The organism is Chryseobacterium jejuense (assembly GCF_017877355.1).
GTDB lineage: Bacteria > Bacteroidota > Bacteroidia > Flavobacteriales > Weeksellaceae > Chryseobacterium > Chryseobacterium jejuense_A.
Map to the genome: position 1 here is coordinate 99,277 of NZ_JAGIPR010000006.1, position 26,000 is coordinate 125,276.

Consider the following 26,000-nt stretch of genomic DNA (forward strand, 5'->3'; position numbering starts at 1 on the left):
TAATTGCAATTTCAATAGTAGTAAGAAAAGCAAATAAAGTTTCCACTTCGATGTTTATTACATAGTAAATGTAGTAATATTTTTAATACGAAATATGAATTTAATGTTAAAATTCACAAGTTATCCACAATTTACTGTGGATAAACCTACCGCTACTCCATAAATCGCCTCTTTAAAAGGGAAAAGCATCCAACAGCATTGTAATTATTCAATAGAGAAACGCAGGCATCTGTGGTTAAATAAGATCCAATATATAAACATTCGATTTTAAAGTATTTAAAAGAATAATTTGTATTTTTATTTTCCAATAGGCCTCATAGTTCAATGGATAGAACAAAAGTTTCCTAAACTTTAGATCCAGGTTCGATTCCTGGTGAGGCCACTCACAGAATCCCAATACCCAATATGCTTATCAGTCTTTATACTCACCCAACAATTTCCTCATATCCCCAGCACTCCTATTCAACTTCTCTTGTTTCTCTTTCAGCCATACTTGCTTTATTTTAAAAATAAAGCCTAAACTAAAGCAACTAAACTGCATTACATAAAATTGATTGAATAACCAGATTTTGAATCCCTTTTTTAAAACGGTTGGAAAATAGTAATTTGCTGTCTAATATACCTTAGCTACATTTTTATTAGTTTATTAAGGATAAATATTTTACTATAACAGATGAAAAACGCACCAAATTTATTGATGCGTTTTTTAAATGTTTTTTTTAATCAATAAACTGCATATTTTCAAAGAATCAAAAAAAACGTATTCCGTAAAATCCTAAATGAGATAAGCTGTCACTACTTACCAACTTAAGAAAGTTCGTCAATTATAGCAGTATAATCCGGAAAAATTTGTTTCAAATGATCTAAAAAAACTTTGCGTTCCTTGTCATCACTTGGTAAAGATGTACTGCAGCCGTCATGAAAACCTGGTGCTAAACTGCAACTGCTTACATTAAAATCTTCATTTACAACTTTAGCGCCAAACCATGTATTTTTAGGTACTATAACTTGTAACTTTTCTCCTTTACTGGTATTCCGCCCTATCACTTTAACAACAGCTTTCTTTTTCTCCAAATCGAAAATATAAATTTGCAATGGAGAACCTTCGTGAAAAAACCATTGTTCATCCATCGTAAGTTTATGCAGTTTTAGCTTTGGTTGATTATCTATCAGAATAAAATTCAAGGAATAGGTGCTATCTTTGTCAGCTTCATGAGTATGATCAATACCAAAATAACCGACACCGTTTACTAACTTAAGCCCCAAATCTTTAATCCACGCTTTTTTAGTCTTCTGCAATGCGAAGTTAACAGTAGTACCCAAAATTTCAAATTCATTTGTTGAACATCGCCATAAACCCTTTTGTGTAAGAATAGGCTGTTGCGATCCGTCTGGTAGCTGTATTACTTCGCGATGATTCAATAATGGGACACCGGACTTTCGTACAGCTTCATCATCTTTTACATGTTGTGCTCTATCATCAATTGTCCCTATAATATCAGAGACAGAACTTCCTACTAATTTTGCAAAGTTTTCATTGCAAAATACAAATCTGGAATCAACATCTTTTACGCAGGTATAGACACCGTCCATATTTAATATAGAACTTGAATCCAGCCTAGTTTCTACAAGTGTAGCCGTTTCGTTATTATCCATAATACTTAAAATTTAGATTGGTCCATTAAAGAAAAAGCTTCAATAGGTTCGGTATATTCACCATTAGCATGTTTTCCTGTACCGTTAACATTTTTAGCTTTAATACCCTTACGCGCTTCTTTTGCAGCAAATCTTTTATCAGCTAATTGTAATGCCATTGCTGTCATGGTCAAAGTAGGATTCCAGGCACCGCTCTGTGCCCATAGTGACGCTCCTGTTATAAATAAATTAGATACAGGTTTGTCTGGGTTTAGCAATTGATACTCTAAATTTACTACAGCTTTAATACCATTCTCATTTTCTATAGGTAATGTAGAACCTTCGTGCACCATTGCCGGGACGTGCGGGTAAAGTGTACGTGCATCTTTCTTTACCCATGAATTTTGCATTTCAGAACGCTTCTCCAAATCTTTGACCACATCCTTGCCTAATTGAGACTCTTGATAATAGTTCAAATCGCTATACCAGTATTCAGGGTCACCAAATAAGTAATCAAGAATATCATAGGTTGCTTTACCCATATCATCCCATGTTTCTTTATCCAGATCACTTGGATTACAGCGCAATACACTTGCAGTAGTAGCATCGTGATCGTGATTAGCATGGAAATATGCATTTGGATTATGAATATCTAATTCACCCAGAATAGCACACACTAATATCACATGGTTTTCTGAGTGTGCCAATTGTTCCGGAGAGGCTGTAGATACAACATCCGGCATATAGCGCATGGCAAGTTCTCTATTCTTATCCGGGTGAGGATCATGAATGATGGACAACTGAATATGAAACTGCTGCTTATTTTTCGCAAAAAATGGCAGGTAAATGGCTCCCATCTGCAAATTGTCATTTTCTGAAATCGAATCTTTTCCTATAAGCTCCAAAAATTTATATTTCTCTACTCTAGCCGTTATTGCAGAAATCGTATGGGCTGTAAAATGCTGACCAGCCGATTCATGATTGAATGATTTCTGAATCAGCGTAGCAGGCGGCATAGCTCCGGTTGCTAATATCAATTCTGCATCATTCAATGCTATTGTACCCCTAGTTGTTGATAAGCCATAGGCTTTATTATCTTCATTCAAAATCTCTTCTACCACACACTCTGTAAGAATATGTAACCTGTTTGGATACATATTATTTCTTTCTTTTCGTCTTTTTTCTTCAATAGGATCTTTTTTAGTGTCAAATGCAGTACTGTCTACCAAATTCAAAATCGCAGTTGGAGTAGAGAACTTATTAAAATCAATCCCTTTATTCTCGCCATCACCACAAGCCAAAGAAGCGTATTCAACCTTCATCAGTTGAGCACCTGTATTATTTCCTCCATAAACATTCGAGTTAAAATTTTTTCTATTGTTATTAAATTTATCGTAAATAGCATCTTGCAATACTCCATATTCTGGTAATTGTAATTTACTCAAATTGTCTTCCAAATCCAGTCCTTTTAATTTTTTTAAGTTTTTCACAAAAGGCAAACTATTAGACTTATGAACATGCAATAACTCGGTGGCATCTTCAAAATAAGACTTTGCTTTACCGTCCTTTTCTGTTAGAGATTTAAATAAAACTGGAGACCATTTTTCAGCTTGATCTACTTCGGGTTGTGGACACCAGGCACTCCACAAGAAACTTCTCCCACCAAAATAAGGTAACATACCATGCTGTGTTACACGATAAGGTGCCTTTTCAAGCATAGTAGATTGAGATAAGCTCCAAGGGAAAGTTTCAGAGATAGGGCCAACCAGTTTCTTATAGCTTGCCCCTAAATTCTGAAAATGGGTTGGCAATAAGAATCCTCCCCTTTCAATCATTAGAATTGTAGCTTCTTTGTCTTTTTCCAAAATTCTTTTAGCGAAGGCATACCCACAGAACCCCGAGCCAATAACGATATAGTCATAAGAATTATTTTCTTTTGCTTCTTTCCATTGACCTTCTGTCAAGAAATAAGCGTGATTCATGATATCCTGAATGTCAGGTCGCTGAGGGCCCGGAGTTGGATATCCATTACCCAGATTTTTTGATGATGCAAAATTTCCCATAGTTATTAGTTTATTTTTATGGATTAATATTATGGGATAAAAATAATAAGTTCAAAATAATACATATTCAGTATTTATACTTAATTATGACATAAATATCAATAATTCAAACAAAAAATAATAAATAAATGATTGACATCAATCTCTGCTTTTTGAAGGCAGGAATTTAAAATGTTAATAGGATTTACAATACAATATTTAAATATTTTGTTAAATTTGCCAGATTTTTTAAAAATACTAAACTAATTTCAATGAAAACAAGAAAATTATTCACACCACTGTTTATAATGTTATGTCTTGGCATTAATGCACAGATAAAGATTAATGATAATAAATACAATAAATTAATTAAAGGAGAAAAGTATACCGAGGCATTAGCCTATTTAAAAGAAAAAGGAGGTGTTAATAATCAAAGTTATTGGTTCAGTGAAGATGCTAAACAATTAGTCACTTATTGCTTTGATCCTAATTTTGATGACAACAAGTACAATATCATCATTTCATACGTGAATAGCTGCTTCAAAGGTATGGACCACAAGGACAGAAGTTATTATGATGTTGCCAACTGATATCTTGTGAAGGCCAATCATTATTTATGGAAAGAGGATTATCAAAATGCAGCACTGGCTTACAAAGAATCTTTGGAAAGATTAGATAAATTTAAGAAAGAAAGCGATATTAATCCTGAAGACATAAAAAAAATAAAAAGTGTCATTGACAGATATTATTTCAATCAGGTAGAAACTCATAAAATGGCGCAGGCATTAAGAAATTTCGATGTGAGTAAGTTAAATTTATCTGAACAGCAAACTTTTGAAACAAAGCAGGCGATAAAAACATTACTGGCTGAGTATGATAAGCCTCATAAGGTTCATTTCATTACCTATGAGAATAATTCTACTATCAATAAAGATTTCGCATCTTATTATTTTACAATGGGTAATTATTTTGCTAATTATTTCAGTGGCAGTTTTTTCTATAATATGTCTAAAACAATGAAGGATAAACTTTTCCCAACCATTGATTTAAAAACTCTTTTTGATAATGATAAATATAAAACCAAAGAGGAGGAATCACAGCAAACGGAACAAAGAAAAGCTTCATTAGTTAAAAAGTATGGTAAAAACTTTGGAGAATCAATTTTTAATGGAAAGATAATTATAGGAATGACTAAGAAGATACTGGAAGATGAATTTAATAAACCAAGAGCTGTAGATACTTATGAGTATTCTGAGTTTTGGACATGGTCTAATATAATGGTTACCATTGATAAAAAAACACAGAAAGTAACAGGTGTAACTCAGTTACAATAATCTGATAAAATAACTCAATATAAAGGCTTTTCTTTTTTACAAGGAAAGCCTTTTTAATAGATCTTTTTTACAACAATAATTTATCTGTAATAGCCACGACTTGGTCTAACATTATAAAAGGTTCTATAATTATATTTTGACATAGCATAAACAATCTTTCAACTGTTTTTCAATGTATTCTATATAATCATATTCCATAAGACCTATCGTGTATTTCTCCCATGGAGCTACTAGATTTTCATTTTTGTTGATATAAAAATTAATTAACTCTAACAGGGCTTTTCTACTAAATTCCTCTTCTGTATAATTTTCAATTCTTTCAAATTCTTCATTATTGATAATTACATTGTACAGAGATAATAACTGCTGTTTACAATTATTTTCGCCAAAAAGAATTATTGAATTTTCTAGTTTGGAAGATGAAAATCTTTTTAAAATGAAAACAGGAGTATAATCCTGATAAGGCTCTCCCCATTCAAATTTTCCCTCTTCAATTTTACAATTAGGTATTGTTTTTATGTCTATATAATTCTCCATAATCTAGTAAACCTCATGTTTCTTTACCTGTTTTAAATTTCTATATCAACAGCGATTTGATTTCCTGCCTATTATAAAATAATTAATACTCTTTTCATGTATTAATCTTCACCAATATAAATATATACATTCTCTTCCTTTACTGGTTTAATACAGCTTTATATTCCTTTACATTAATCAAAAATTTCCGACATTTGCACCAATTAAATAATAATGGAAGAATTTGAACTCCCCGTAACCTATAAAGGAAAAGAAGAACTTTTCAATGTAAAACTGGCAACATTTACCCATGGTTATAAATTCTATGTAGATGTAAAGGGTAACGAAGTTGTTTTTGAACGGGATGATTCAGGCAATATGCGGGCGCTTGTACAGGATACCTCATCAGAATCTAAAGTAGATAAAGGACTTATTGAAGCCATTATGGAGGTATTTAATGCTCTTTAATCTAAGCTGATTCCAGTTTATAGGCTTTAAGGCGTTTCACACATTGAGAATCATTTTATAGGTCCGTTGTATGAGTTAATAGAAAAGAATGGCTAGACACCATCACAGGATTGGCCATCACCAATTCTTTATAAACTTTAAAATACTTCCAGATCCTTAGTTCCCTTGGGACGATAGAGATAAAGGGTAATATAAGTTGTAGTTATATTATCCTTACCTTTTCTTTTAAAGCCACCCCAAAGAGTTGATTTTTCATTATTGATTTTCTGCAGGCATACGATTTTACCCTCAGCATAAAAAGTCATTTTATAGTCTTCTATTGGTTTTAAATCAAAAAATGTAATATCAGTATTTGTTCGGAATACATATTCATTCCATCTATCCTTTATCTCATTTGGCAGTAAGTACAGTTGTTTTGCTACTCTTTTTTCTCTGTTATAATAAATCGTTGCCAATGTGCTCCATGAGCCGGTCATGTAAATATCTCTTATCTTATTGTATTTAGCAGCTACTTCCTGCTCTAGAGCCTGCAGTTTATCTTTATCATCAGTTAATAAAACCTCAGCATTTTCAAGAGTTTCTATATGATAAGGAATGTCTGCAAAAAAAGTGAATGCATCTTCAAAAGTATTATTATTTACCCGTTTCTTTTTAGATGTTGAATATTTTCTCACTTCGTCTTCTTCAGGGTTTCCAGTCTTATTTTTCAGTGATTTTACAATCTTCACCTGTATTTCTGAATTAGGAGAAAGCTCCGTATTTAAAACATTCTTATCCTGATTAAATCCCGGAGTCATTTTAATGGTAATTTTCTGATTTCCTTTTTTTGTAATCCATTCATTCAATGGAAAATAAGAACCGGCCAGACCACTACCGGAGATATCAATATGTTTTATAACAGGAATATCATTAATTAAGACTTCAAAAGAACAGTTGTTGGTAGAGATATAAACACCATAACGCGGTCCATCCTCAAAATATCGGATTCCCTGAACCGTTGTGGGATTATTCTGATGGAATATAACAGGCTCAGTGTTCTTCTCAGCATGAGCTGGCAAGGATAATATCAAGCCTACTAAAATATATTTTTTCATAATTATTACCTTATCTTATAATTTGCAAAGATTTAGCTCCTTTCGGAATATATAACAGCATATCAATAAAAGTTGTTCTGCTCATCCCATTTTTACCGCTTTCCGTATACCTCAACAGTGATTCTCCCCGATGAACTCCATCTTTGGGTTCTAATCTCACCATTTTATTGTTGCCATACAGTTTCATCACATAGTTTTCAATGGGATAGATACTCTGCATAGAAATTTCTGAATCCGAACGCACTGAAGCATTGGATTTTCCTTTTCTTCCTTTTAAAGTTTGAAATTTAGTCATAATATCCTTAGGAAAATACTCCGCCTGATACCATTCTGTGTCTGCATTCAGAAATTGGGTATTCAAATAATCATAATCTTTTTCTTTGAGAGCAGAAGCAATGGTATTATAAAAACTAACCACTTTTAATTCCAAATCTTTTTGATCCATTTGAGACAGGTCTTCTCCATTTCCCCAGCCTTGGAGAGTGTATGGGACAGAAGCATCAAAATTTAAACTGGTTCTATAGTCTGTTAATTTAGAAAAATCAATTTTCTGTTCATTATTTTTAAATACTAATACCTGTGTAGGTTCTATCAGGGATTTATCTTTATTCCAACCTGTTTTTTCTATTTTTAAAATAAAGTTTTCACCATTTTCAAGATAATGCTTTTGAATTCCATCCTTTTCATATCCGGGATAAAGTTCAATTTCTATTTTCTGCTTTCCAGCCTTTAGGATAGATGGATTAATATTTACTCTTGTTGTTACCGGAGATTGATCAAAATTTGAAAAAACAGGACACCCATTTATTAGTATTTTAAAATTAAATAAAGATTGAATATCCATTTGGTAAAGCGGTTCATTTTTATACGGAATGATCTTCCCTGATAAATGCTCCAATCTTTGCTCAGTTGGCATTGTGACTTTTTTGTCCTGACTGTTGCAGGGTATAGAAAAAAGGAAATAGAAAAACAATAAGTTTAAACGCATAAGTTTTCAGGATAATTAGTTCATTCTCTATACAATCAAGAATAATTATTTTCCTGATCTGATAAAAATAAGAATATTTTTATATTATTCTAATGGTTAAAAATAGACTTATGCATCTAGGTGGGAATAAAGTATGTTTTAAAATATACAAAGGAGACCTTTTCGGGATCTCCTTTTCTTTTTACACTATTCTATAATGATTATTGAAACACTACATAATTAACTTTATCTACGCCGGTATTCCCTGTCTTCTCATGATAAGCATAGAGGGTAAGTTCATAATTTCCCGGAGTGTTAATGATATGATTTCCTTCAAATAAGTTGGTGGTCACCCATGACATATCAATATTTTTAATGAATTTCCCGTCTTTCTTCAGAATTCCTTTCACTTCAATCTCATCAGAATTCCATACGCCGCCTTTTTCAATCACACAGCCACACATCATCACAATATTGGCCTGAAACAGGAAAGGTTTATCCTTAATGGTGTTCAATGCAATATACTGATGGGTTCTTGGTTTCAAAATATCAATAATATATCCTGGAATTTCGAGGATGATGCCCTCTCCTAAAATATTTTTCCCGGGAATCAGCCATAACTCAGTACTTACAACAGCCTGTGCCTGTCTGCTGTTTAAGGGGGAAATCACTTCTATTGTAACCAATGTAGGTTCTTCAATATCAACCGTTGCTATAAATCCGCCTGTTTGATCGTCAGTAATTGAATTTCCTCTCACTTTAGGAGTTTTCATAATCAGATCAGTGTTTCCAGTGCTTCCCGTTGTATTTCCCTCTGCTAAAATTCGTTGATTTAGTTTATTTCGGACAATAATGTGAGCGCCGCCCAATGAACTTCCAATAAATTTAGCATCCCTTGCTTTTGCTCTTACCATCACTTTAGTTTCGGTAGCAAAAATCATAAGATGAGAAAAGAATAATGCGGTAATGAGAAAAATTGTTTTCATGATTGTATTGATTTTAAGTATTCCTTTTTGAAACGTTTGTGGAAAGATTCATCTTTCAGCTCCTGATCTATTGCATCCAGGTAAGAAAAAACAGATAAATCCTCTGACAGTAATTTTAAAATAGCCTTTTCACAGCTGTCCCAAACCTTTTCCAATTTGGGAAGCATCTCAATAGCTTTAGGAGACAATGAGATCATCTGTTTTCGTTTATCCTCATGATCTTTTTTAATAATCAGATATCCTTTTTCTGTCATTTTCTTTACAATAACCACTACAGACGGATGAGAATATCCTAACGGTTCTGCAATATCCGTAATGGAAATCTCACCTCTTTTCTGAAGCAACATAAAAACCAGGTACCAGTTAGGTTCAACATCAATTCCAAATTCTTTGTAAAATTTCCTGACATCATGAGACATTCGATCACTGATTCTTTTCAATCTGCTGTCCAATGCTTTATATCCCAATTCTTTAATAAAGTCAAAATCCATCTTAAATATCTTTGATGTAAATATATAAAAAATACATAGCAAACTATATAGTCAACTATATTAATTTCAAAAATACCTTTAAAATATAATGAATCAACGATTTACACCGCCAAAGAAATAGATATATAACAGTACTTTCTACTTATTTTTCTTCCTGTATTCACCGGGAGTAACTCCTCTATACTTTTTAAAGAGTTTGGAAAGATGGCTCTCATCACTAAACTGTAACTCATAAGCAATCTCACTCAGCCTTATACTGCTGTATTTCAGATAGGTTTCAACCAACTTCAACCGATAATCCAGTAAATAATCCTGATAAGAAACTCCGGTTTGCTGTTTAAAATATTCTCCGAAATAATTTCCTGAAATCCCAAAATGATCTGCAATAACCTGAATCCCTGTCTTTTCTCTATCTTTTATATGCTTTTGAATATACGTAATGATCTTCATAATAGAGAAAGCTTTTTTATTTTCCTGCAGGTCTGAAGTCTCACTTTGGATGATATTTCTGGCAATAAGATTAAGCAGAATCGAAATGCAGTTGCGAATGATAAGATAATCCTCTGCTTTATTCCTGAATTCATTCGCTATCTGTTGAATAATAGTCTTCGCAAAATCTTCATCATTTTTATTCCTAAACACACATCCGGCACGAGCATGGTAGTTATTACTAATATATTGCAGCTTGTATAAGTTTTCGCAACTTTCAATACGGTCTGCTTCCAGACGAATCTTATCTATAAACTCTATTGGACATTCTATACTAATCAGTTCTGCATTCTCACTTTCAAAACAATAAGATTCCTGTTGTGGAATAATAAAAAGTTTACCCTCAGTAAATTCAATATAGCGTTCGTCATACAGTAGTTTCCCTTTTCCTTTTACGATATAGATAAATGAAAGAAAAGTTGTAGTCTTAAAAACAGTTTCTCCTTTAAGCTTTATTTCTTTCACGTTAATTCCTTCAAAATGGAGTCCTTTCATGGGTACACACTATATTTTCCTCCAAAAGTACAATTTTACCAGAACACAGCGAGGTTATTTTTGCATAAAAAAAGATGAACACTTATCCGAAACGATGGCAGGCCCTCAATTTCCTGATTGCCGGAGCCTTTCTTTCACCGCTGGATTATTTTATTGTGAATATGGCGTTACCTTCCATCAAAAATGCTTTCAAAGCCAGTGACCACCAACTGCAAATGGTTATTGCCATTTACGGACTCACCTATGGAGCCCTAGTAGTCTGCGGCGGGCGCCTGGGAGACCTCTATGGACGTAAGAAAATTTTCACACTGGGATTATATACCTTTTTATTATCTTCTCTGGCTTGCGCTTTTTCCCCTACTGTAACATGGCTTATCATAGCAAGATTATTTCAGGGAGTTGGCGCTTCACTGCTTGCTCCCCAGGTTTTAGCCTCCATAAAAGTCCTGTTCAGCAGTCAGGAGCAACCTAAGGCAGTAAGTCTCTTTAGTTCAGTATTTGGTTTGGCTTCTGTCATTGGGCAATTACTTGGAGGTTTGCTTCTCAGTATGCATTGGGGAACTTTTTCCTGGGAACTGGTATTTCTTGTGAATGTTCCTATCACTATCATTTGTATTGCAGGAATTCATTTTACGATGGATAACAGTCACAAAGAATCCAATGCAGGAATTGATTTTAAAGGTTCATTACTGCTTATTCTGGCTTTGCTCATGCTGATATGTCCCCTTATTTTTGGGCAGAAATACCAATGGACATGGTGGATATTTGCAATGATGATATCAGGAATATCTTTATTGGTTGTTTTTGTAAGATACGAAATGTATCTAATAAAGAATAACCACCCTATCCTTATAGATCCCACTCTCCTTCAGCATAAGCCTTTTGCATTAAGTCTTGTGATTCTCTTTTTTTACAATTTCACCTCAGGCTTATTTATTTGTTATCCTTATTACCTGCAGGAATTTCTCCATCAGGATTCCATGCAGACAGGACTGGCCATTGTCCCTTACGGAATTGCCTTTTTCTTAGGCCCACTGATGGTATCCAGAATAAAACTATCCTCTTACAAAATGATCTATATCGGTCTGGGATTATTAATGGGAGGTTTTATTTTCAGTGCATTGTGTTTCTATTTGCAGCAAAGACCTTCTTTAATGACCAATATTACTCTGTTTATGGCAGGATTAGGCCATGGTACAATCATGCCGGTAATGATGCGTACTGCCATTACTTTTACGACCAGAGAAAAAGCAGGACAAGCTTCCGGTTTGGTAAGTATCGGAATGCAGGTTGGTGGTGTAATGGGAGGAGCAGTAATCGGAACTTTATTTTTCAATATGATTGATGTATTGGGATTTCCAAAGGCATTTGCACTATCTATTTGTATGATCGGGGCTATTCAGATCATAGGCATATTCGTAAATGGCAGGCTGCGCAAATATATTAATGCTTAATTTCTATCAACAAAAAATATTATAAATTTTAAATCTATGAATAACAAAGAAAAAATCAATACAGAATTACAAGACTTCTGTGAAAATATTGAAAAATGGTTTCAGGGGAATGAACAGGATCAGCATGCATTATTCAGAAAAATTATTTCCGGATTTTCTCCTGATTTCAAAATGATTAATGGGGACGGAAATACAGCTGCCTTATCCATGTTTTCAGAATGGCTCCCTACCGTTTTTGGAAAATTTCCGGATCGTAGTGTGCAGATTGAAAATATAGAGATTCACTGCTCTGAGCATCATGGTATAGCCACTTATACTGAAATTCAGACTACGGAGGGAATAGCCAACAGGAGAAAATCATCAGCCGTTTTCCTTTTCAATGAAGATAAAGCGTTATGGTTTCATCTTATAGAGAATTGGATATAAAAATAAACGGTTTGTTTTCCCAAACAAACCGTTTTATCTTTTCGTGACGGGTTAATTTTTATTCCTGAATATATCCATCTTTCCGGCCATAATACTTAATAATATCCCAAAGCAGGCAAAAAGTCCGAAAGAATACCTTAAGTCAAAACCTTCTGCAATATATCCAATTAACGGAGGTCCTATCAGAAAGCCTAAAAATGAAATACTGGATACAAATGACAATGCAATACTTGGGGCTACCGTATTTACCTTACCGATGGTGCTGTACACGGATGGTACACTTAAAGAAGCTCCAAGCCCTATAATCATAAAGGCAATGATGCAAATCCATAGTTCAGGGAAGAAAACACTCAGAAAAAGGCCGATACTCATCAGGATACCACAGAACTGTAATACCTTTCTTTTTCCTAACTTTTCAATGATCCTGTTTCCAATAAACCTTCCTAAAGTCATCATTAAAATAAAACTTGTGTATCCCAATATCACAAGATTTTCCGGTGCTTTTACAATGGTTTGAAAATAAACACCACTCCAGTCAAACATGGCGCCTTCAATGGCCATACTTAGAAAGCCAATGATTCCCAATCCAACTAATGTAGGATTTACAGATTTAAAAATAGACTGAGTTTGTGGCTCAGCTTTATGAATAACATTGGTAAGATTGTTCTTACTATACAGCCAGATCAGAGTGACCAGAATAAACGTAAGAACAAAATGATGAAACGTTTCTATATGCAGATTAATAGTAAGCATTCCTACAACCGCACCAATCAGTCCGGCAAAGCACCAGGCACCATGATAAGAGGACAATAATGTTCTTTTTGTGATTGATTCTATTTCAATCGCCTGGGTATTGACTGCAATATTGCACAGGTTTCCGGTCACTCCAAAGAAAAACAGAACGGCTGCCAGTATCCAGTAAGATGGAGAAAGTCCAATTAGTAAGAGAAAGCCCGGATACAATAAAAAACAACTTTTTATAATCCGGCTGCTTCCATATCTGCTGATTAATTTTCCGGATAACATCATGGTAGAAAGCTGACCTATCGGCATCAGAAGCAAAAGAGTCCCAAGCTGGGCTTCATTGATGGAAAGAGCGTCTTTAATAATGGGAATCCGGCTGGCCCATGACGAGAAAACAAGCCCATGGGCAAAGAAAAGTAAAAAACAGGCCGTAGGCATTTTCGCATTGAATGATTCTCTATCTTGCATTAAAACAGTGTTTGATTAAAATTTCCGTTTGCGAAGTTATGAACACTCAGCCAATAAAATACATTCCATTTTTGATATTTTATATTCCATTTTAAACAACGCATTCAAAAAGAAAAATTAACTGCTTACCTTTGATCGCAGGAAAGCCAACAGCAAAATTATTAACCATTCTAAGAAGTCATACACTGTATAATGATAGAGATCAAACCCAACTTTGAAGGATTGCGTATTGAAAAATACACAATAAACAGCCTCTCAGAATTTCATGCAAAAGCAGGAAACCTGAATAAACTGCTGCTTTGCTTTGTATCAAATGGTACATTGGATCTTCAAATCAATGCTCTTCCTTTTCATATACAGACCAATTCAATCATCATGCTGCTGCCAGATACAGATATGGGAAACATTTCCTGCAGCAATGATCTTGAATTATCTGTATTTTACATTTCTCTGGACTTTATCAGCACCTATAGCTTTCTGACCGTTCTTCTTGCCAGTGATGAGATCAAATTCAATCCGGTTATGAAAGCTGAATCTCCAGCAAGAAAACTTATTTGGTCCACCGTAAAATTAATTCAGGATTACCATTCCAAAACCAAGGAGGAAAGCACAGTAGAATCAGTACAGTATCTACTCTATGCCCTCCTGGAATTGGTTTCAAAGCTCTATCTGCCAGTCATCAAGAACAACAGTCTTTTACAGACCAGAAGTCAGGATATCATCGATCAGTTTTTTCAATTACTAAATAAACATGGGCATCTGGAGAGAAGTGTAATATTTTATTCTGACCAATTGCACCTTTCTCCACAATACCTAAGCAGTTTAATAAAAAAAGAAACCGGAAAACCTATCAAACAATGGATAAGCTATAGGGTAATAAAACAGGCTGAAGAACTTCTCAAAACCACCTCATTCTCCATTAAAGAAATCAGCAACCAGTTACAGTTTGTAGATTCTTCCCTATTTTGTAGGTATTTCAGGCGTTGTACAGGGATTACTGCCAATACGTATCGGGAAAATTACAGGATTAAGAAATAAAGTATCCATATAAAGTTCCACACCCGCCTTATCAGCACTCGTATATTCATAGCAATCATTATAGAACCCAGCTAATGATGGTCCTCCCCATGGATTTGATTATGATTATTTTTTCAAAACCAAAGACGATTATCAATCTGATTTAAACCGTATTGAAGCAATAAAATTTACTGTAAAACCAGTCAATTCTCAGTTATCTTATGTAGAATTCCACCTGAAAAACTGTGGGATGACCTATAAAGTACACACTTGTCAAAAATAATGGGAACCAATGGTTAATCGATTCATTGAAAATATCAGCAGATAGAAATTTTATTCATTTAGAATCAAAATCCAATTCATTAAATACTATTATACTCTATTTTTCATTAAATTAGCTATTCAAAAAAATATTTTATGAAGGAGAAATGGATTTCACATCCAACCATTTTAGAAGGAACAAATGTTGAATTGATTCCTTTGGAAAAAGAACATTTTGAAGAATTGTATGCCGCAGCCGCAGATAAAGACCTTTGGACATTAATTCCTACTGACGGTTCAGATAAAACTATATTTTATCAAAACTATGAGTTCGCCTTATCAGAAAGGGAAAACGGAAACCAATATCCTTTCGTCATCAGACACAAAGAAACCCAAAAACTGATAGGCTCCACCAGATTTTTTGAAATCTATCCTTCAGATAAAAAATTAGAAATCGGATGGACATGGATCATAAAGGATTTTTGGGGAACTTCCGTTAATTTAGAGTGTAAATTATTATTACTCACTTATTGTTTTGAAGTATTAAAAACCAACCGTGTACAGCTGAAAACGAAGGATGATAACTTCAGATCAAGAAAAGCAATCGAAAAAATCGGCGGTGTATTTGAAGGAATTTTACGTAAAGATAAAATTCAGAGTGATGGAACCACAAGAAATGCAGCCTATTATAGCATTCTGAATGATGAATGGGATACCACAAAACTGAAAATTGAAACATTAATCAGAGAAAAAGAAGCTTCTGCAAAAGAGTTTCAATAATAAGCATTTGAAAAAATAAAAATCAGGCATAGAAGATCTAACTTTTATACCTGATTCTATATTAAAGACCCATTTACTTTTTGATAAGTTTCTTTGAAATAACAGTTCCATTTTTTAATTCTCCCTGAAGGATATACACCCCTTTAGGAAGCTTGGAAACATCAATATTCCTAGAACTTTCGGCAGTTAAAACAGCCTTACCATCCATAGAATTAATGATCACCTTTTTAATATCTTCTTTTGAAGTGATCGTAATATAATCTGTACTTGGGTTAGGATAAACAGAGAGATCTCTTTTTTTGCTATCCAAATCAACAGTTGACAATACCTCAGTATCAAGATAAGATACTGTTTTTGATACATTCGTATTTCCATTAAATACAGAAGTATTGATGGCAAAGCTAAACACCATACCATCCGTCTGGCTCACCCATTGATAAGATTCATTGGTAAAAGTAGCGATAATAGGTGCAGGCGAAGCAGAAATAGTTTGTGTTGCTGTTCTTATTCTTTTTATCCTCAACACATTAGAATACGTTCCTCTGGGAGTAATTACTGTACCATAACCATCAACCGTAACACTCACCTGACCTGTTTCGTTTGAATTCCCAATGGCTGCAGAAACACTGTTGAACTCATAAGTATCATCAAACTGTTGCTGGTAAGTGATCGGAAACTTATACTCAATCAAAGGGTTGACATAAGTAACCGTAATATCTCCCAATGTAGGCCCTGAGTAAGATCCCAACATCGTAGCTTCAGTGTCTGTCATTGCACTAAAATTATGAGTATCAACACTGGTGAGTGTTGTAATTCTGTTGGCTCCCGGAAACCTGAAACAGTTAGACTGTCCCGGACATACTCTGCTCACATAAGCAACGGGATTAGTTCCCGTATACGTTGAAAAATCCCAAGTAATATTAGCTCCGGAAGAACCTGCTGTAATAGAAGTTCCGGTTACATCTTCGGATTTCAGATTAATTGTACTGTTAATGCGGTCAACACCCGTCCTTGTTATTGATGGCTGGGCATACAATAGTATTCCGAAAAAAAGGAATAAGATAAAGTTTAATTTTTTCATAATATTTGGATTTAAGGTTGATTGCTTATTGATGTTAATGATGAAAATAAGGAACATCATTTCCTGAAAATACTTTTTATCTATCCAAAACCTTATTCTTTCTACCAAATGCACTAAAGAGAATGCCCAGCCGGTACGGCTGGGCATTATTGTGCTCAATTAAATAACTGTCTGTAACTTAAAGGTGTTTGATCTGTTTTCTTTTTAAATAATTTATTGAAAGACTGTGGATGTTCAAACCCTAATGCATAAGCAACTTCCGATACTGAAAAATTAGTTGCTGTGAGATACTCTTTTGCTTTTTCAATCAACTTCTCATGAATATGTTGCTGTGCATTCTGTCCTGTGATATTCCTTAACATATCACTGAGATAATGAGGTGAGAGATTGAGTTCCGAAGCCAGAAACTCCACAGTAGGAAGCCCGGTTGTCAACGTTTGCTGATCATTAAAATAATCCGCCAGAACTTTTTCCATTTTAGTCAGAAGATCACTATTCACAGCCTTTCTTGTAATGAACTGTCTTTTATAAAAACGATTGCTATAATTGAGGAGAACTTCAGTATAGGAAACAATCACATCCTGACTTACTTCATCAATGGCAGTATTCAATTCATTTTTAATACTGTCCAGAAGCCCTTTCATAATCGTCTTTTCCTGATCAGACAAATGAAGAGCTTCATTGGTATCATAAGAAAAGAACCCAAGGTTTTTTATATTTTTTGCCAGAGGATAGTTTCTGATAAAATCCGGATGGATCAAAAGTGTAGAGCCACAGTATTCTGCATTCTCTTCAGGAGAAAGTATCTGTCCCGGAGCTGTAAACATCATTCCGCCTTCATTAAAATCATAATATCCTTGTCCATACCCCATTTTTCCGCTTGTAGAATATTTATAGGAAATTTTATAGAAATTAAACATAAAGCTTCTTCCCGCCCAATCCTCTTTTATGCTCATCTTTTCATTATCTATAAGACTCACCAATGGATGAAGCGGACCCGGAAGCTGCAGCAAATTGTGTAACTCCGATATTGAAGAAATTTTTATTATAGAATTTTCTTTCTTTTCCATATCATAAAGTTATTATTTTTTCATGAAATGTAATGCAAAAAACATTTCAATCTACACTGTATAAAACTGACAGACAATTAAATAAACTGCTTGCCTAATTGTTCTCTGAATAACTCATCACCCAATTCCTTGCGTTGTGCATATAAAGCTTTTGCATCCTCACCCGCCACATATCTTAACTGCTTTTTATCATCTGTAGCCGCTTCATAAACTACTGCTGCAATTTGTTCCGGTGTAGAAGCAGCCTCCATCATTCCTTCCATACCGGAATACAGAGAATTAATCATTTCTTCATAGGCAGGACTCGTTGCAGAATCCAGAGAACGGCTTACAAAATCAGTTTTAATTCCTCCGGGAGAAACAGTTTTTATATCTATCCCGAATTGATTCAATTCAAAAGCCATACTTTCACTCCAACCCTCTAAAGCCCATTTTGTAGCATGATAAATTGAATTCAAAGGGAAAGCCATTAATCCACCAATGGATGTTGTTGAAATGAACATACCTTTCTTTTTCTCTCTGAAATAAGGAATGAATTCTTGAGTAACACGAATTGTACCCAATAAATTTGTATTCAGCTGTCTTACAATCTGCTCATCGCTTAGCGCTTCCAAAGGCCCTAAAAGACCATAACCGGCATTGTTAAAAACTACATCCACATCCCCAGATTCCAGTGATTGTTTTACGGCAGCCTGTATCTGTTCCGGTTGGGTAACATCCAATGGGAGCACCATTACATTCTCCAGAGAAGCAAGATCTGATGCCACTTCAGGATTTCGCATGGTAGCAATTACTTTCCATCCTTTTTGCTGAAATAATTGTGCAGTAGCTTTACCTAATCCTGTAGAAGCTCCTGTTATAAAAATTGTTTTCATTTTTTCTTGTTTAAAATTACAGGACAAAGGTCAGCATCAGAAAAAAGATATGAGTTGCCAAAACGGACTAACCTGTAGCCAAAATGGACTTTAATAAATGGAATATATATCAATGCAACAGTTTACCAATTATCGGTACATTATCTGTTGGAATAAAAATATTTTATAAGACTCAGGGTTTTAAAAACCCTTTCATTTTGTCGTTTTTTTGTAAGTTTGCTCTGATCAATTTTTATGGCAGAATATATTCTTGAAAACATTAATATCAGTACCCTTTCCGTATATGATTTACTAAAGCATACCTCAGAAAGTTCATTTATTGGAATCACTGATTTTCGTGAAGTTTATCCCATTGCCATTGAAAATAATACAGGAATCTTTACAAAAAAATCTTCCCTGCATGATTTCCCTGCGGTTTCTATAAGCCGGATAAACAACTCATTGCTTTGCAGCTGCACTTGTGAGAATGCTAAAGCTCAGCTTTGTATTCATCAGGCAGAAATCATCCATTGTATTCTGGAAGAAAAAAATTACCGGATCTTCTTTGATGATATACTCCGTAAGAAAACATTACTTCCCAAAGCCAAAAGCTATGGTTTAGAAAATGAACCGGATCTTGACCAATATTTTCAGCCGGAACTGAAGGAAGGAAAACTTGAAATTTCGCCCAAAATCAAGGAAATGCTTCCTATGGATGAGCAGATGTTCCAAAGAGAGCTTCTGCCCCAGCTTCCTTCTAAACTGGATGAACTGGCAGCACTGGAAACAGGCAAAAAACAAATATTGGTTATCGGTAAACACCGATACTACAATCATCTGGTATTTTCCCTCATGGAAGCAGAAATCACACAAACCGGGAAAATAAAAAATCCGGTTACTTCAGTAGATGCAATGCAATTGATATGGAAAGCCGAGAAACCTTTGGATATAAAATTCTACACTGCTATTTCTTCTTTTCAGAATAATTACAATGAAGATTATAATGCTGCTGAGTTGGAAGCTTTGAAGCTCATTGTGAAAAATCCTCTCGATCTGGAAGTGTACTATCATGACCGTGAAATCACAGAAACAATCTCCGCAAAGTCATTAACACCCACTAAACTTAATACTTTAGATGCGGATGTACAACTCTCTGTATTTAAGAAAGATCCATTCTATGAAATTACTGGAGAATTGCTATTTAATGATTCTTCTGTTCCTTTTAAAAATATAGTGATAAGGAATGAGTATTTCGTATATAACAATCAAACATTCAGCCTAATAGACCATCCTGACATACTCAGAATTATCAGATTTTTCAAGGCTAACAATGAGATCTTACTGATTCATTCTTCAAAATTTGAGGATTTTATGAAACAAATTTTATCTAACCTTGAAGAACATATACATATAAATTACAGCTACATACAGACTGCAACAAAAGTACAGCTTGAAGAAAAAAAATTTCAGACAGAAAGAGTTATTTATCTTCGACAGCAGGACAATTATATTGGAATTACGCCTGTCATGAAATACGGACAGGTAGAAGTTCCGGTATATTCCAGAAAGCAGATTTTCGATACCGATCAGAATGGAAACCCTTTCAAAATAGAAAGAAATGATGCTGCAGAAGCCCGCTTTACTTCTTTGGTAATGCAACAGCACCCTGACTTTGAAGAACAGATGGATAGCTACCAGTACTTCTATCTGCACAGGGATAAATTCCTTGATGATAACTGGTTTTTGAACGCTTTTGAACTATGGAGAAATGAAGGCATTATCATTTTAGGTTTTAATGAATTAAAAAACAACAAACTGAATCCTCACCGCGCCAAGATTAACATTCAGATCACCAGTGGGCTGGATTGGTTTAACGCGAAGTTAAAAGTAGGTTTTGGTCAGAAAGAAGCTACTTTGAAACAGCTTCACAGAACAATCCGCAATAAAAGTAAATTTGTCCAGTTGGATGATGGCAGCCTGGGTATTCTTCCTGAGGAATGGATGGATAAGATTGCTGCCTATTTTCAAGCCGGAGAGATTGATGAAGAACTATTAAAGATTCCGAAAATCAACTTTACAGAAATCTCCTCCCTTTTTGAAAAGGAAGTATTAAGTACTGAGATTCAGAATGAAATTGCCACGTATTCTACTCAGTTTTCGACTTTTAAAAATATTCCTCATATCAATATTCCTGCGGAATTAAATGCGGAATTAAGAGATTATCAGCATGATGGATTAAATTGGCTCAATTTTCTGGATGGTTTCAACTTCGGAGGCTGTCTTGCGGATGATATGGGACTGGGAAAAACCCTTCAGATCATTGCATTTATTCTTTCCCAGAGAGAAAAACGAGGACATACCACCAATCTTGTAGTAGTACCTACTTCCCTGCTTTTCAACTGGCAGGAAGAGATCGGTAAGTTTGCCCCTTCTATAAAAGTTTTAGTACATTATGGTCCGGACCGGCTAAAAACAACTTCTCATCTGGCAGATTATGAAGTAATTCTCACCAGCTACGGAATGTTGCTTTCTGATATCCGTTTTCTTAAAACTTTTAATTTCAATTATATTTTTCTTGATGAGTCTCAGACTATTAAGAACCCTAATTCTGAAAGATATAAAGCAGCAAGACTTCTTCAGGCCAGAAACAGGATTGTTTTAACAGGTACTCCTATTGAAAACAGCACTTTTGATCTTTACAGTCAGCTTTCCTTTGCCTGCCCGGGTTTATTGGGTAGTAAACAGTCTTTCAAAGATATTTATGCTATTCCCATTGATAAATTTGAATACAGTAAACGGGCACTGGAACTTCAGCAGAAAATAAAACCGTTTATTCTCCGCAGAACAAAGAAACAGGTTGCCAAAGAACTTCCGGAGAAAACGGAAACCGTTATTTATTGTGAAATGAACACAGAACAACGCAGGATTTATGATGCTTATGAAAAAGAGCTTCGCGAGTTTATTGCTGCCAATGATGACGATGATCTTAATAAAAACAGCATGCATGTTCTTACAGGTCTTACGAGGCTCAGACAGATCTGTAACTCTCCTGTACTGATTAAAGAAGGATATTCCGGAGAACATGCGGTTAAAATTGAGATTCTGATGGAGCAGATCCTTGGAAAATCAAAAGACCATAAAATCCTTGTATTCTCTCAATTTGTTGGGATGCTCGATTTATTGAAACCTGAACTGGAACGTCACGGAATTCCTTTCGAATATCTTACCGGACAAACCAAAGACAGAGGGAAGAAAGTGGCTAATTTCCAGGAAAATGAAGACATCCGGGTCTTTTTAATAAGCTTAAAGGCTGGAGGTGTTGGTCTTAATCTTACTCAGGCTGATTATATTTACCTGATTGATCCATGGTGGAATCCAGCCACTGAAAACCAAGCTATTGACCGAAGTTATCGTATAGGACAGACTAAAAATGTAATTGCTGTCCGTATGATCTGTTCCAATACGGTGGAAGAGAAAATTCTTACCCTTCAGAAAAAGAAAACCCTATTGGCTCAAAATCTTCTTAAAACAGATGGTACAAAGTTTCAGGGACTTTCAAAACAGGATCTGCTGGATATTTTGGATCAGGAATAAAATATTGAAAATATTTGAACCATTAAGATGTTTTTATGGGGTTAAGAATAGTTACGAAACCAGCAAGCTATTTATACAAACCAGGTTCTTAATTCATCTTTGATGAAGCTTAACTTTCCTTACCATCTTAATTCTCTTAATGATTTGAGTTTAATCTTTTTCAATCAAAAGTTTTTAGCACAAAACAAAACCGACAGATAAAATCTGCCGGTAAAAAAACAAAAATTGATATGGATATGATTAGATATGTGTTTTATTTTTTAATAACCTTTTCAGTGATTATTTTTTTGTCTCTTGTCTGTATTTTAATCAGATAAGTTCCTGGAACAAAACTGTTCATATTCACCATTTCTGACTTCCCTTCTGAAAGCTTTTGCCCTGAAATGTTATAAACTTCATACTTCTCCAGTCCTTCTTTCATTCTGATTGTTACATTTCCAGAGGTTGGATTAGGGTATATTTTCACTTCAATAGATGTATCCTTAGAAACTTCAGTAGTAGCAAGACTTTCCGGGTGTATATTGATTGTATAATCTTCTACCTGGCCAATGAACCAGCCTGCAGGACAAGGCAGATTCTCCAGCGTTCCCATCCATGAATTGGATTCGTAAGCTTTAACCAGTCGGAAACGTGTATTCCCCAACAATGCATGAGCAGGAATAGTAATGGTTTCTGAAGTAACTCCAGATTCATGACCGGAAACCGGATTTGAATTGTCCAGATACCCCAGATTAAACTTTTCATCAGCATCAAACTGATTGTTATGATTAAAATCGATGTAAGCATAAGCAGAAACCGTTGTTTGCCCATGAGTTCCTCCTGTTACAGTGATCGGATATCCATTTCCACGGCTTAGATTAAAGACAGAACCTGTAAAGTCCTCTATAACTGCAGAGTTTCCACCCATTGGGCTCTCATTTTCAATTCCAGCAAATTCCACCTTAGTTATTTCACTCACTGTAAGACTTGTTACCCCTTCAGCACCACAATAAGGAGACGGAAAAGTGGAGCCATTTCCCTGAATATTCACTGTATAATCCTCTGTTTGACCAGCTCTTAAGCCAGAATCACAAGCAGAATGAATGGAATTCTCAGCATTAGGATCCGAATAAGCAGACACATTTGTATTTTTAAGAACTCTCATTCTCTTACTACCAGCAGATACGTTAGCAGGTATCACAATGTCACTGTCGATGGTAAAAGCATTAGCTGGATTAGCAGCTTCCAGCCTTCCTATATAAAAACCCTCTCCTGCATCATCAAAACTACCATTCCCGTTAAAATCAATATAAACCATTACATCACTGGGAAAAGTGCTTGAGGGCCCTTTAATTGCTATTGGATATGCATTTCCAGCTACCAGATCAGTGGACAATGAAGTAAAGTCTTCATATTCCTGAGCTGTTGATGAATTGGTTGATGATGGATTATTGATACTCCCAAAGGAGATATTGCTTATCATATTACTTCCTGCACCATACTGAAAAGTCGGAGTGCAGTATTGAGCTTTGCTCAGCCCACATAATACGATAACAGAAAGAGTAGTTATTTTTTTCATAGAGTTCTTCATTTTTATGGAGACAAATTTATATTTATTTAGAATCAATAAAAATAAGAAAGTAATGATATTTATCAGTTTAAAGACATTTATCCTTAAAACACTAAAAAATAAGCAATGAAATCAAAGTTAATTATATAGTTGTCAATAAGTTTGAATCATTAGCGTTTTTGAATTATTTCTCTGGCATTTTGCTTATGATCCTCATATTTTTTAAAGTAAGCCTCTAATTTCCTATGGGCATCAGGATGATTAAGCTTTATTCTACCCTCTCCTTTTCCCAATAAACTTACATACCCCTGATCTATATAATCTATATTGATAGACAAAGGCTGTTTCCAGTCTAGTGTTCCGCTAATATGAAGATATTTAAGGTTTTTAATTCCTCTTAAGCCATCAAAGCTGGAAACTTTCCTGAGATTTTCAAAATGCAATGCTTTCAGTTTTGGAAGATTTTGGAACGGAGACAGATCTGAAAAGCCTGAAACATATTCCAATGATAATTCTTCTAAATCTGTCAGAGAACTGATAAATTAAATATCATTAGCACGGAAATACTTTATTCTTAACCTTTTAAGACTCCTCATCTCAGCAATTGCTTTAATTTGTTAAGGATTAGGTTGATCCAGATTTGTTTCTTCAAGGTTGGGACACTCAAAGATCAGTTTCCAGTTTTGATGATGCTTACCTATTGTTAAAACCTGAACCAATCCAGGATCAGACATCTCTTTATCCACAGAATATGACAGCGTATGATGGGTTGAAGTTATTTTCCAATAATGATCTATTTTTCCTAATAATCCTTCACTTTCCTGTTTCATACCTGATATTTCTTATGGATGTAAATAATGCCCAAAATCCTTTGAGTCCTCTTTTTGCTGTATAAAAATAGGTATTTAATTCAGGTTTTCAATAAGAACGGCTGAAGCTCCACCACCACCATTACAAATCGCAGCAATACCATACTTACCTCCTTCCTGACGCAATACATTCACTAATGTCGCCATAATCCTTGCTCCGGAGGCTCCAATCGGATGTCCCATAGCTACAGCGCCGCCATATACATTTACTTTGTCCAGATCATAGCCAAGGATCTGCTGATTGGACAGAATTACAGAAGAATAGGCTTCATTGATTTCAAAATAATCAATATCAGACAGACTAAGTCCCGTGATTTTAAGAACTTTTTGAATAGCAACTGAGGGAGAAGTCGTAAACCATTCCGGGGATTGAGCGGCATCAGCATACGCTATAATTCTAGCCAATGGTTTAAGAGCATACTTCTGTACAGCTTCTGAAGAACCCAATAATAGTGCTGCTGCCCCATCGTTCAGATTACTTGAATTGGCTGCAGTGAGCATACCATCATTTTCAAAAGCCGGTTTAAGCAGGGAAATCTTTTCAGGAATAAGTTTATCTATATCTTCATCTCTTTCTATAAAAACAGCTCCTTTCTTTCCTTCTATTGAGATACTGAACAATTCAGCATTGAATTTGTTTCCGGCTGCTGCTTCCTGAGCTCTTTGGTAGGACATTAAAGCATAATCATCCAGTTGTTGCCTTGTTAAGCCGTATTTTTTAACGCCTAACTCTGCAGCACTTCCCATGTGAAAATCATGATACACATCCCAAAGACCATCTTTTATCAACCCATCTGTAAATTGGGTATCTCCCAATTTCTGACCTTTCCGTAGATAATTATAGTGAGGCACATTGCTCATGCTTTCCATTCCGCCTGTCATAACAAGATTTTCCAATCCGAGTTGGATCTGCTGTGCTCCGATCATTGCTGCTTTCATTCCGGAAGCACACACTTTATTAACCGTTGTAGCATCTTTGTCTACCGGAATTTTTGAAAAAATAGCGGCCTGCCTCGCTGGTGACTGCCCTACACCTGCACTTAAAACATTTCCCATGTATACACTATCTATATTTTCCGGGGAAATCAATACACTTTCATAAGTCTTTTGTATAGCCATAGCTCCCAGCTGAGACGCTGTAAAATTGGACAGACTTCCCATAAAACCTCCAATAGGAGTTCTTTTTGCTGCAATAATGAATGCTTCTTTCATAGTTTTGTTTATTTAAAAAAATACCAATCGGTATATTAAGGGGTGAAAATTTCCATTTATTTTACTATTCAGACAAATATAACAAAAAATATACTGATCGGTAT

24 protein-coding genes and 1 tRNA gene are annotated in these 26,000 nt (G+C 34.9%); 9 read left to right on the top strand and 16 right to left on the bottom strand.

The genetic code is table 11. The annotated features are described in order from the left end of the window. Positions 1-310: 310 nt before the first annotated feature. Positions 311-382, top strand: a tRNA-Arg gene (locus J2772_RS13560). A gap of 425 nt (positions 383-807) precedes the next feature. On the opposite strand, the gene J2772_RS13565 is transcribed toward J2772_RS13560, so the two are convergent. Continuing rightward, positions 808-1,656: a cupin domain-containing protein gene (locus tag J2772_RS13565; protein WP_209917518.1), complete on the bottom strand. Its 849-nt coding sequence runs from the start codon at positions 1,654-1,656 to the stop codon at positions 808-810. 5 nt (positions 1,657-1,661) lie between these two features. After that, a complete protein-coding gene (locus tag J2772_RS13570) occupies positions 1,662-3,698 on the bottom strand; it encodes a hypothetical protein (protein WP_209917520.1) in 2,037 nt (678 codons plus the stop codon). 251 nt (positions 3,699-3,949) lie between these two features. Here J2772_RS13570 and J2772_RS13575 point away from each other — a divergent pair, with 251 nt between their 5' ends. Next, positions 3,950-4,267: a hypothetical protein gene (locus J2772_RS13575; RefSeq protein ID WP_209917522.1), complete on the top strand. Its 318-nt coding sequence runs from the start codon at positions 3,950-3,952 to the stop codon at positions 4,265-4,267. Between the two features lie 6 nt (positions 4,268-4,273). Beyond that, positions 4,274-5,011, top strand: coding sequence for a hypothetical protein (locus J2772_RS13580; RefSeq protein ID WP_209917524.1), 738 nt, complete (start codon positions 4,274-4,276; stop codon positions 5,009-5,011). A 129-nt stretch (positions 5,012-5,140) separates the two neighbouring features. Here the strand turns inward: J2772_RS13580 and J2772_RS13585 are convergent, their stop codons facing one another. After that, on the bottom strand, positions 5,141-5,548 hold the full coding sequence (locus J2772_RS13585) for a hypothetical protein (protein ID WP_209917526.1): 408 nt from the start codon (positions 5,546-5,548) through the stop codon (positions 5,141-5,143). A gap of 213 nt (positions 5,549-5,761) precedes the next feature. On the opposite strand from J2772_RS13585, the gene J2772_RS13590 reads away from it, so the two are divergent. Then, positions 5,762-5,995 (top strand): hypothetical protein, encoded by a 234-nt coding sequence (locus J2772_RS13590; protein ID WP_045496283.1) that lies wholly within the window; start codon positions 5,762-5,764, stop codon positions 5,993-5,995. A gap of 137 nt (positions 5,996-6,132) precedes the next feature. On the opposite strand, the gene J2772_RS13595 is transcribed toward J2772_RS13590, so the two are convergent. The 5 genes from J2772_RS13595 to J2772_RS13615 form a co-directional block, all read right to left on the bottom strand. Next, complete coding sequence (locus tag J2772_RS13595) at positions 6,133-7,089, bottom strand: hypothetical protein (RefSeq protein ID WP_209917529.1); 957 nt, start codon at positions 7,087-7,089, stop codon at positions 6,133-6,135. Positions 7,090-7,099: 10 nt separating this feature from the next. After that, positions 7,100-8,005 (bottom strand): hypothetical protein, encoded by a 906-nt coding sequence (locus J2772_RS13600; RefSeq protein WP_209917530.1) that lies wholly within the window; start codon positions 8,003-8,005, stop codon positions 7,100-7,102. Between the two features lie 272 nt (positions 8,006-8,277). Continuing rightward, positions 8,278-9,042 (bottom strand): hypothetical protein, encoded by a 765-nt coding sequence (locus J2772_RS13605; protein ID WP_209917533.1) that lies wholly within the window; start codon positions 9,040-9,042, stop codon positions 8,278-8,280. Next, complete coding sequence (locus J2772_RS13610) at positions 9,039-9,533, bottom strand: MarR family winged helix-turn-helix transcriptional regulator (RefSeq protein WP_209917535.1); 495 nt, start codon at positions 9,531-9,533, stop codon at positions 9,039-9,041. Before J2772_RS13610 ends, J2772_RS13605 begins: the two co-directional genes overlap by 4 nt. Positions 9,534-9,671: 138 nt before the next feature. Continuing rightward, the gene (locus J2772_RS13615) at positions 9,672-10,517 is read right to left on the bottom strand and encodes an AraC family transcriptional regulator (protein WP_209917537.1); all 846 of its coding nucleotides are present in this window, start codon (positions 10,515-10,517) and stop codon (positions 9,672-9,674) included. A 74-nt stretch (positions 10,518-10,591) separates the two neighbouring features. Between J2772_RS13615 and J2772_RS13620 the strand changes: the two genes are divergently transcribed. Both J2772_RS13620 and J2772_RS13625 read left to right on the top strand, forming a co-directional pair. Then, positions 10,592-11,971 carry an MFS transporter gene (locus J2772_RS13620; protein WP_209917539.1) on the top strand — a complete coding sequence of 460 codons (1,380 nt, stop codon included), beginning with the start codon at positions 10,592-10,594 and terminating at the stop codon, positions 11,969-11,971. A gap of 36 nt (positions 11,972-12,007) precedes the next feature. After that, positions 12,008-12,397: a hypothetical protein gene (locus J2772_RS13625; protein ID WP_209917541.1), complete on the top strand. Its 390-nt coding sequence runs from the start codon at positions 12,008-12,010 to the stop codon at positions 12,395-12,397. A gap of 51 nt (positions 12,398-12,448) precedes the next feature. On the opposite strand, the gene J2772_RS13630 is transcribed toward J2772_RS13625, so the two are convergent. Further along, on the bottom strand, positions 12,449-13,609 hold the full coding sequence (locus J2772_RS13630; protein ID WP_209917543.1) for an MFS transporter: 1,161 nt from the start codon (positions 13,607-13,609) through the stop codon (positions 12,449-12,451). Between the two features lie 192 nt (positions 13,610-13,801). Here J2772_RS13630 and J2772_RS13635 point away from each other — a divergent pair, with 192 nt between their 5' ends. Continuing rightward, a complete protein-coding gene (locus J2772_RS13635; protein ID WP_245365224.1) occupies positions 13,802-14,647 on the top strand; it encodes a helix-turn-helix domain-containing protein in 846 nt (281 codons plus the stop codon). Positions 14,648-15,043: 396 nt separating this feature from the next. Next, positions 15,044-15,667: a GNAT family N-acetyltransferase gene (locus J2772_RS13640; RefSeq protein ID WP_209917545.1), complete on the top strand. Its 624-nt coding sequence runs from the start codon at positions 15,044-15,046 to the stop codon at positions 15,665-15,667. Between the two features lie 73 nt (positions 15,668-15,740). On the opposite strand, the gene J2772_RS13645 is transcribed toward J2772_RS13640, so the two are convergent. From J2772_RS13645 to J2772_RS13655, 3 genes are all read right to left on the bottom strand, one after another. Then, positions 15,741-16,895 (bottom strand): T9SS type A sorting domain-containing protein, encoded by a 1,155-nt coding sequence (locus J2772_RS13645; protein WP_209917547.1) that lies wholly within the window; start codon positions 16,893-16,895, stop codon positions 15,741-15,743. Between the two features lie 8 nt (positions 16,896-16,903). Next, positions 16,904-17,818, bottom strand: coding sequence for a helix-turn-helix domain-containing protein (locus J2772_RS13650; RefSeq protein ID WP_209917549.1), 915 nt, complete (start codon positions 17,816-17,818; stop codon positions 16,904-16,906). A 77-nt stretch (positions 17,819-17,895) separates the two neighbouring features. Further along, positions 17,896-18,693, bottom strand: coding sequence for an SDR family oxidoreductase (locus J2772_RS13655; protein WP_209917551.1), 798 nt, complete (start codon positions 18,691-18,693; stop codon positions 17,896-17,898). A 234-nt stretch (positions 18,694-18,927) separates the two neighbouring features. Here J2772_RS13655 and J2772_RS13660 point away from each other — a divergent pair, with 234 nt between their 5' ends. After that, positions 18,928-22,266: a DEAD/DEAH box helicase gene (locus tag J2772_RS13660; RefSeq protein ID WP_209917554.1), complete on the top strand. Its 3,339-nt coding sequence runs from the start codon at positions 18,928-18,930 to the stop codon at positions 22,264-22,266. 253 nt (positions 22,267-22,519) lie between these two features. On the opposite strand, the gene J2772_RS13665 is transcribed toward J2772_RS13660, so the two are convergent. The 4 genes from J2772_RS13665 to J2772_RS13680 all read right to left on the bottom strand — a co-directional run bounded on the left by J2772_RS13665 (position 22,520) and on the right by J2772_RS13680 (position 25,896). Continuing rightward, entirely contained in the window at positions 22,520-23,824 is a 1,305-nt protein-coding gene (locus J2772_RS13665) for a T9SS type A sorting domain-containing protein (protein ID WP_209917556.1), read from the bottom strand. Between the two features lie 161 nt (positions 23,825-23,985). Then, positions 23,986-24,321 carry a hypothetical protein gene (locus tag J2772_RS13670; protein WP_209917558.1) on the bottom strand — a complete coding sequence of 112 codons (336 nt, stop codon included), beginning with the start codon at positions 24,319-24,321 and terminating at the stop codon, positions 23,986-23,988. Positions 24,322-24,432: 111 nt separating this feature from the next. Then, entirely contained in the window at positions 24,433-24,645 is a 213-nt protein-coding gene (locus tag J2772_RS13675; protein ID WP_209917560.1) for a hypothetical protein, read from the bottom strand. A 75-nt stretch (positions 24,646-24,720) separates the two neighbouring features. Then, entirely contained in the window at positions 24,721-25,896 is a 1,176-nt protein-coding gene (locus J2772_RS13680) for an acetyl-CoA C-acyltransferase (protein WP_209917562.1), read from the bottom strand. Positions 25,897-26,000 lie beyond the last annotated feature (104 nt).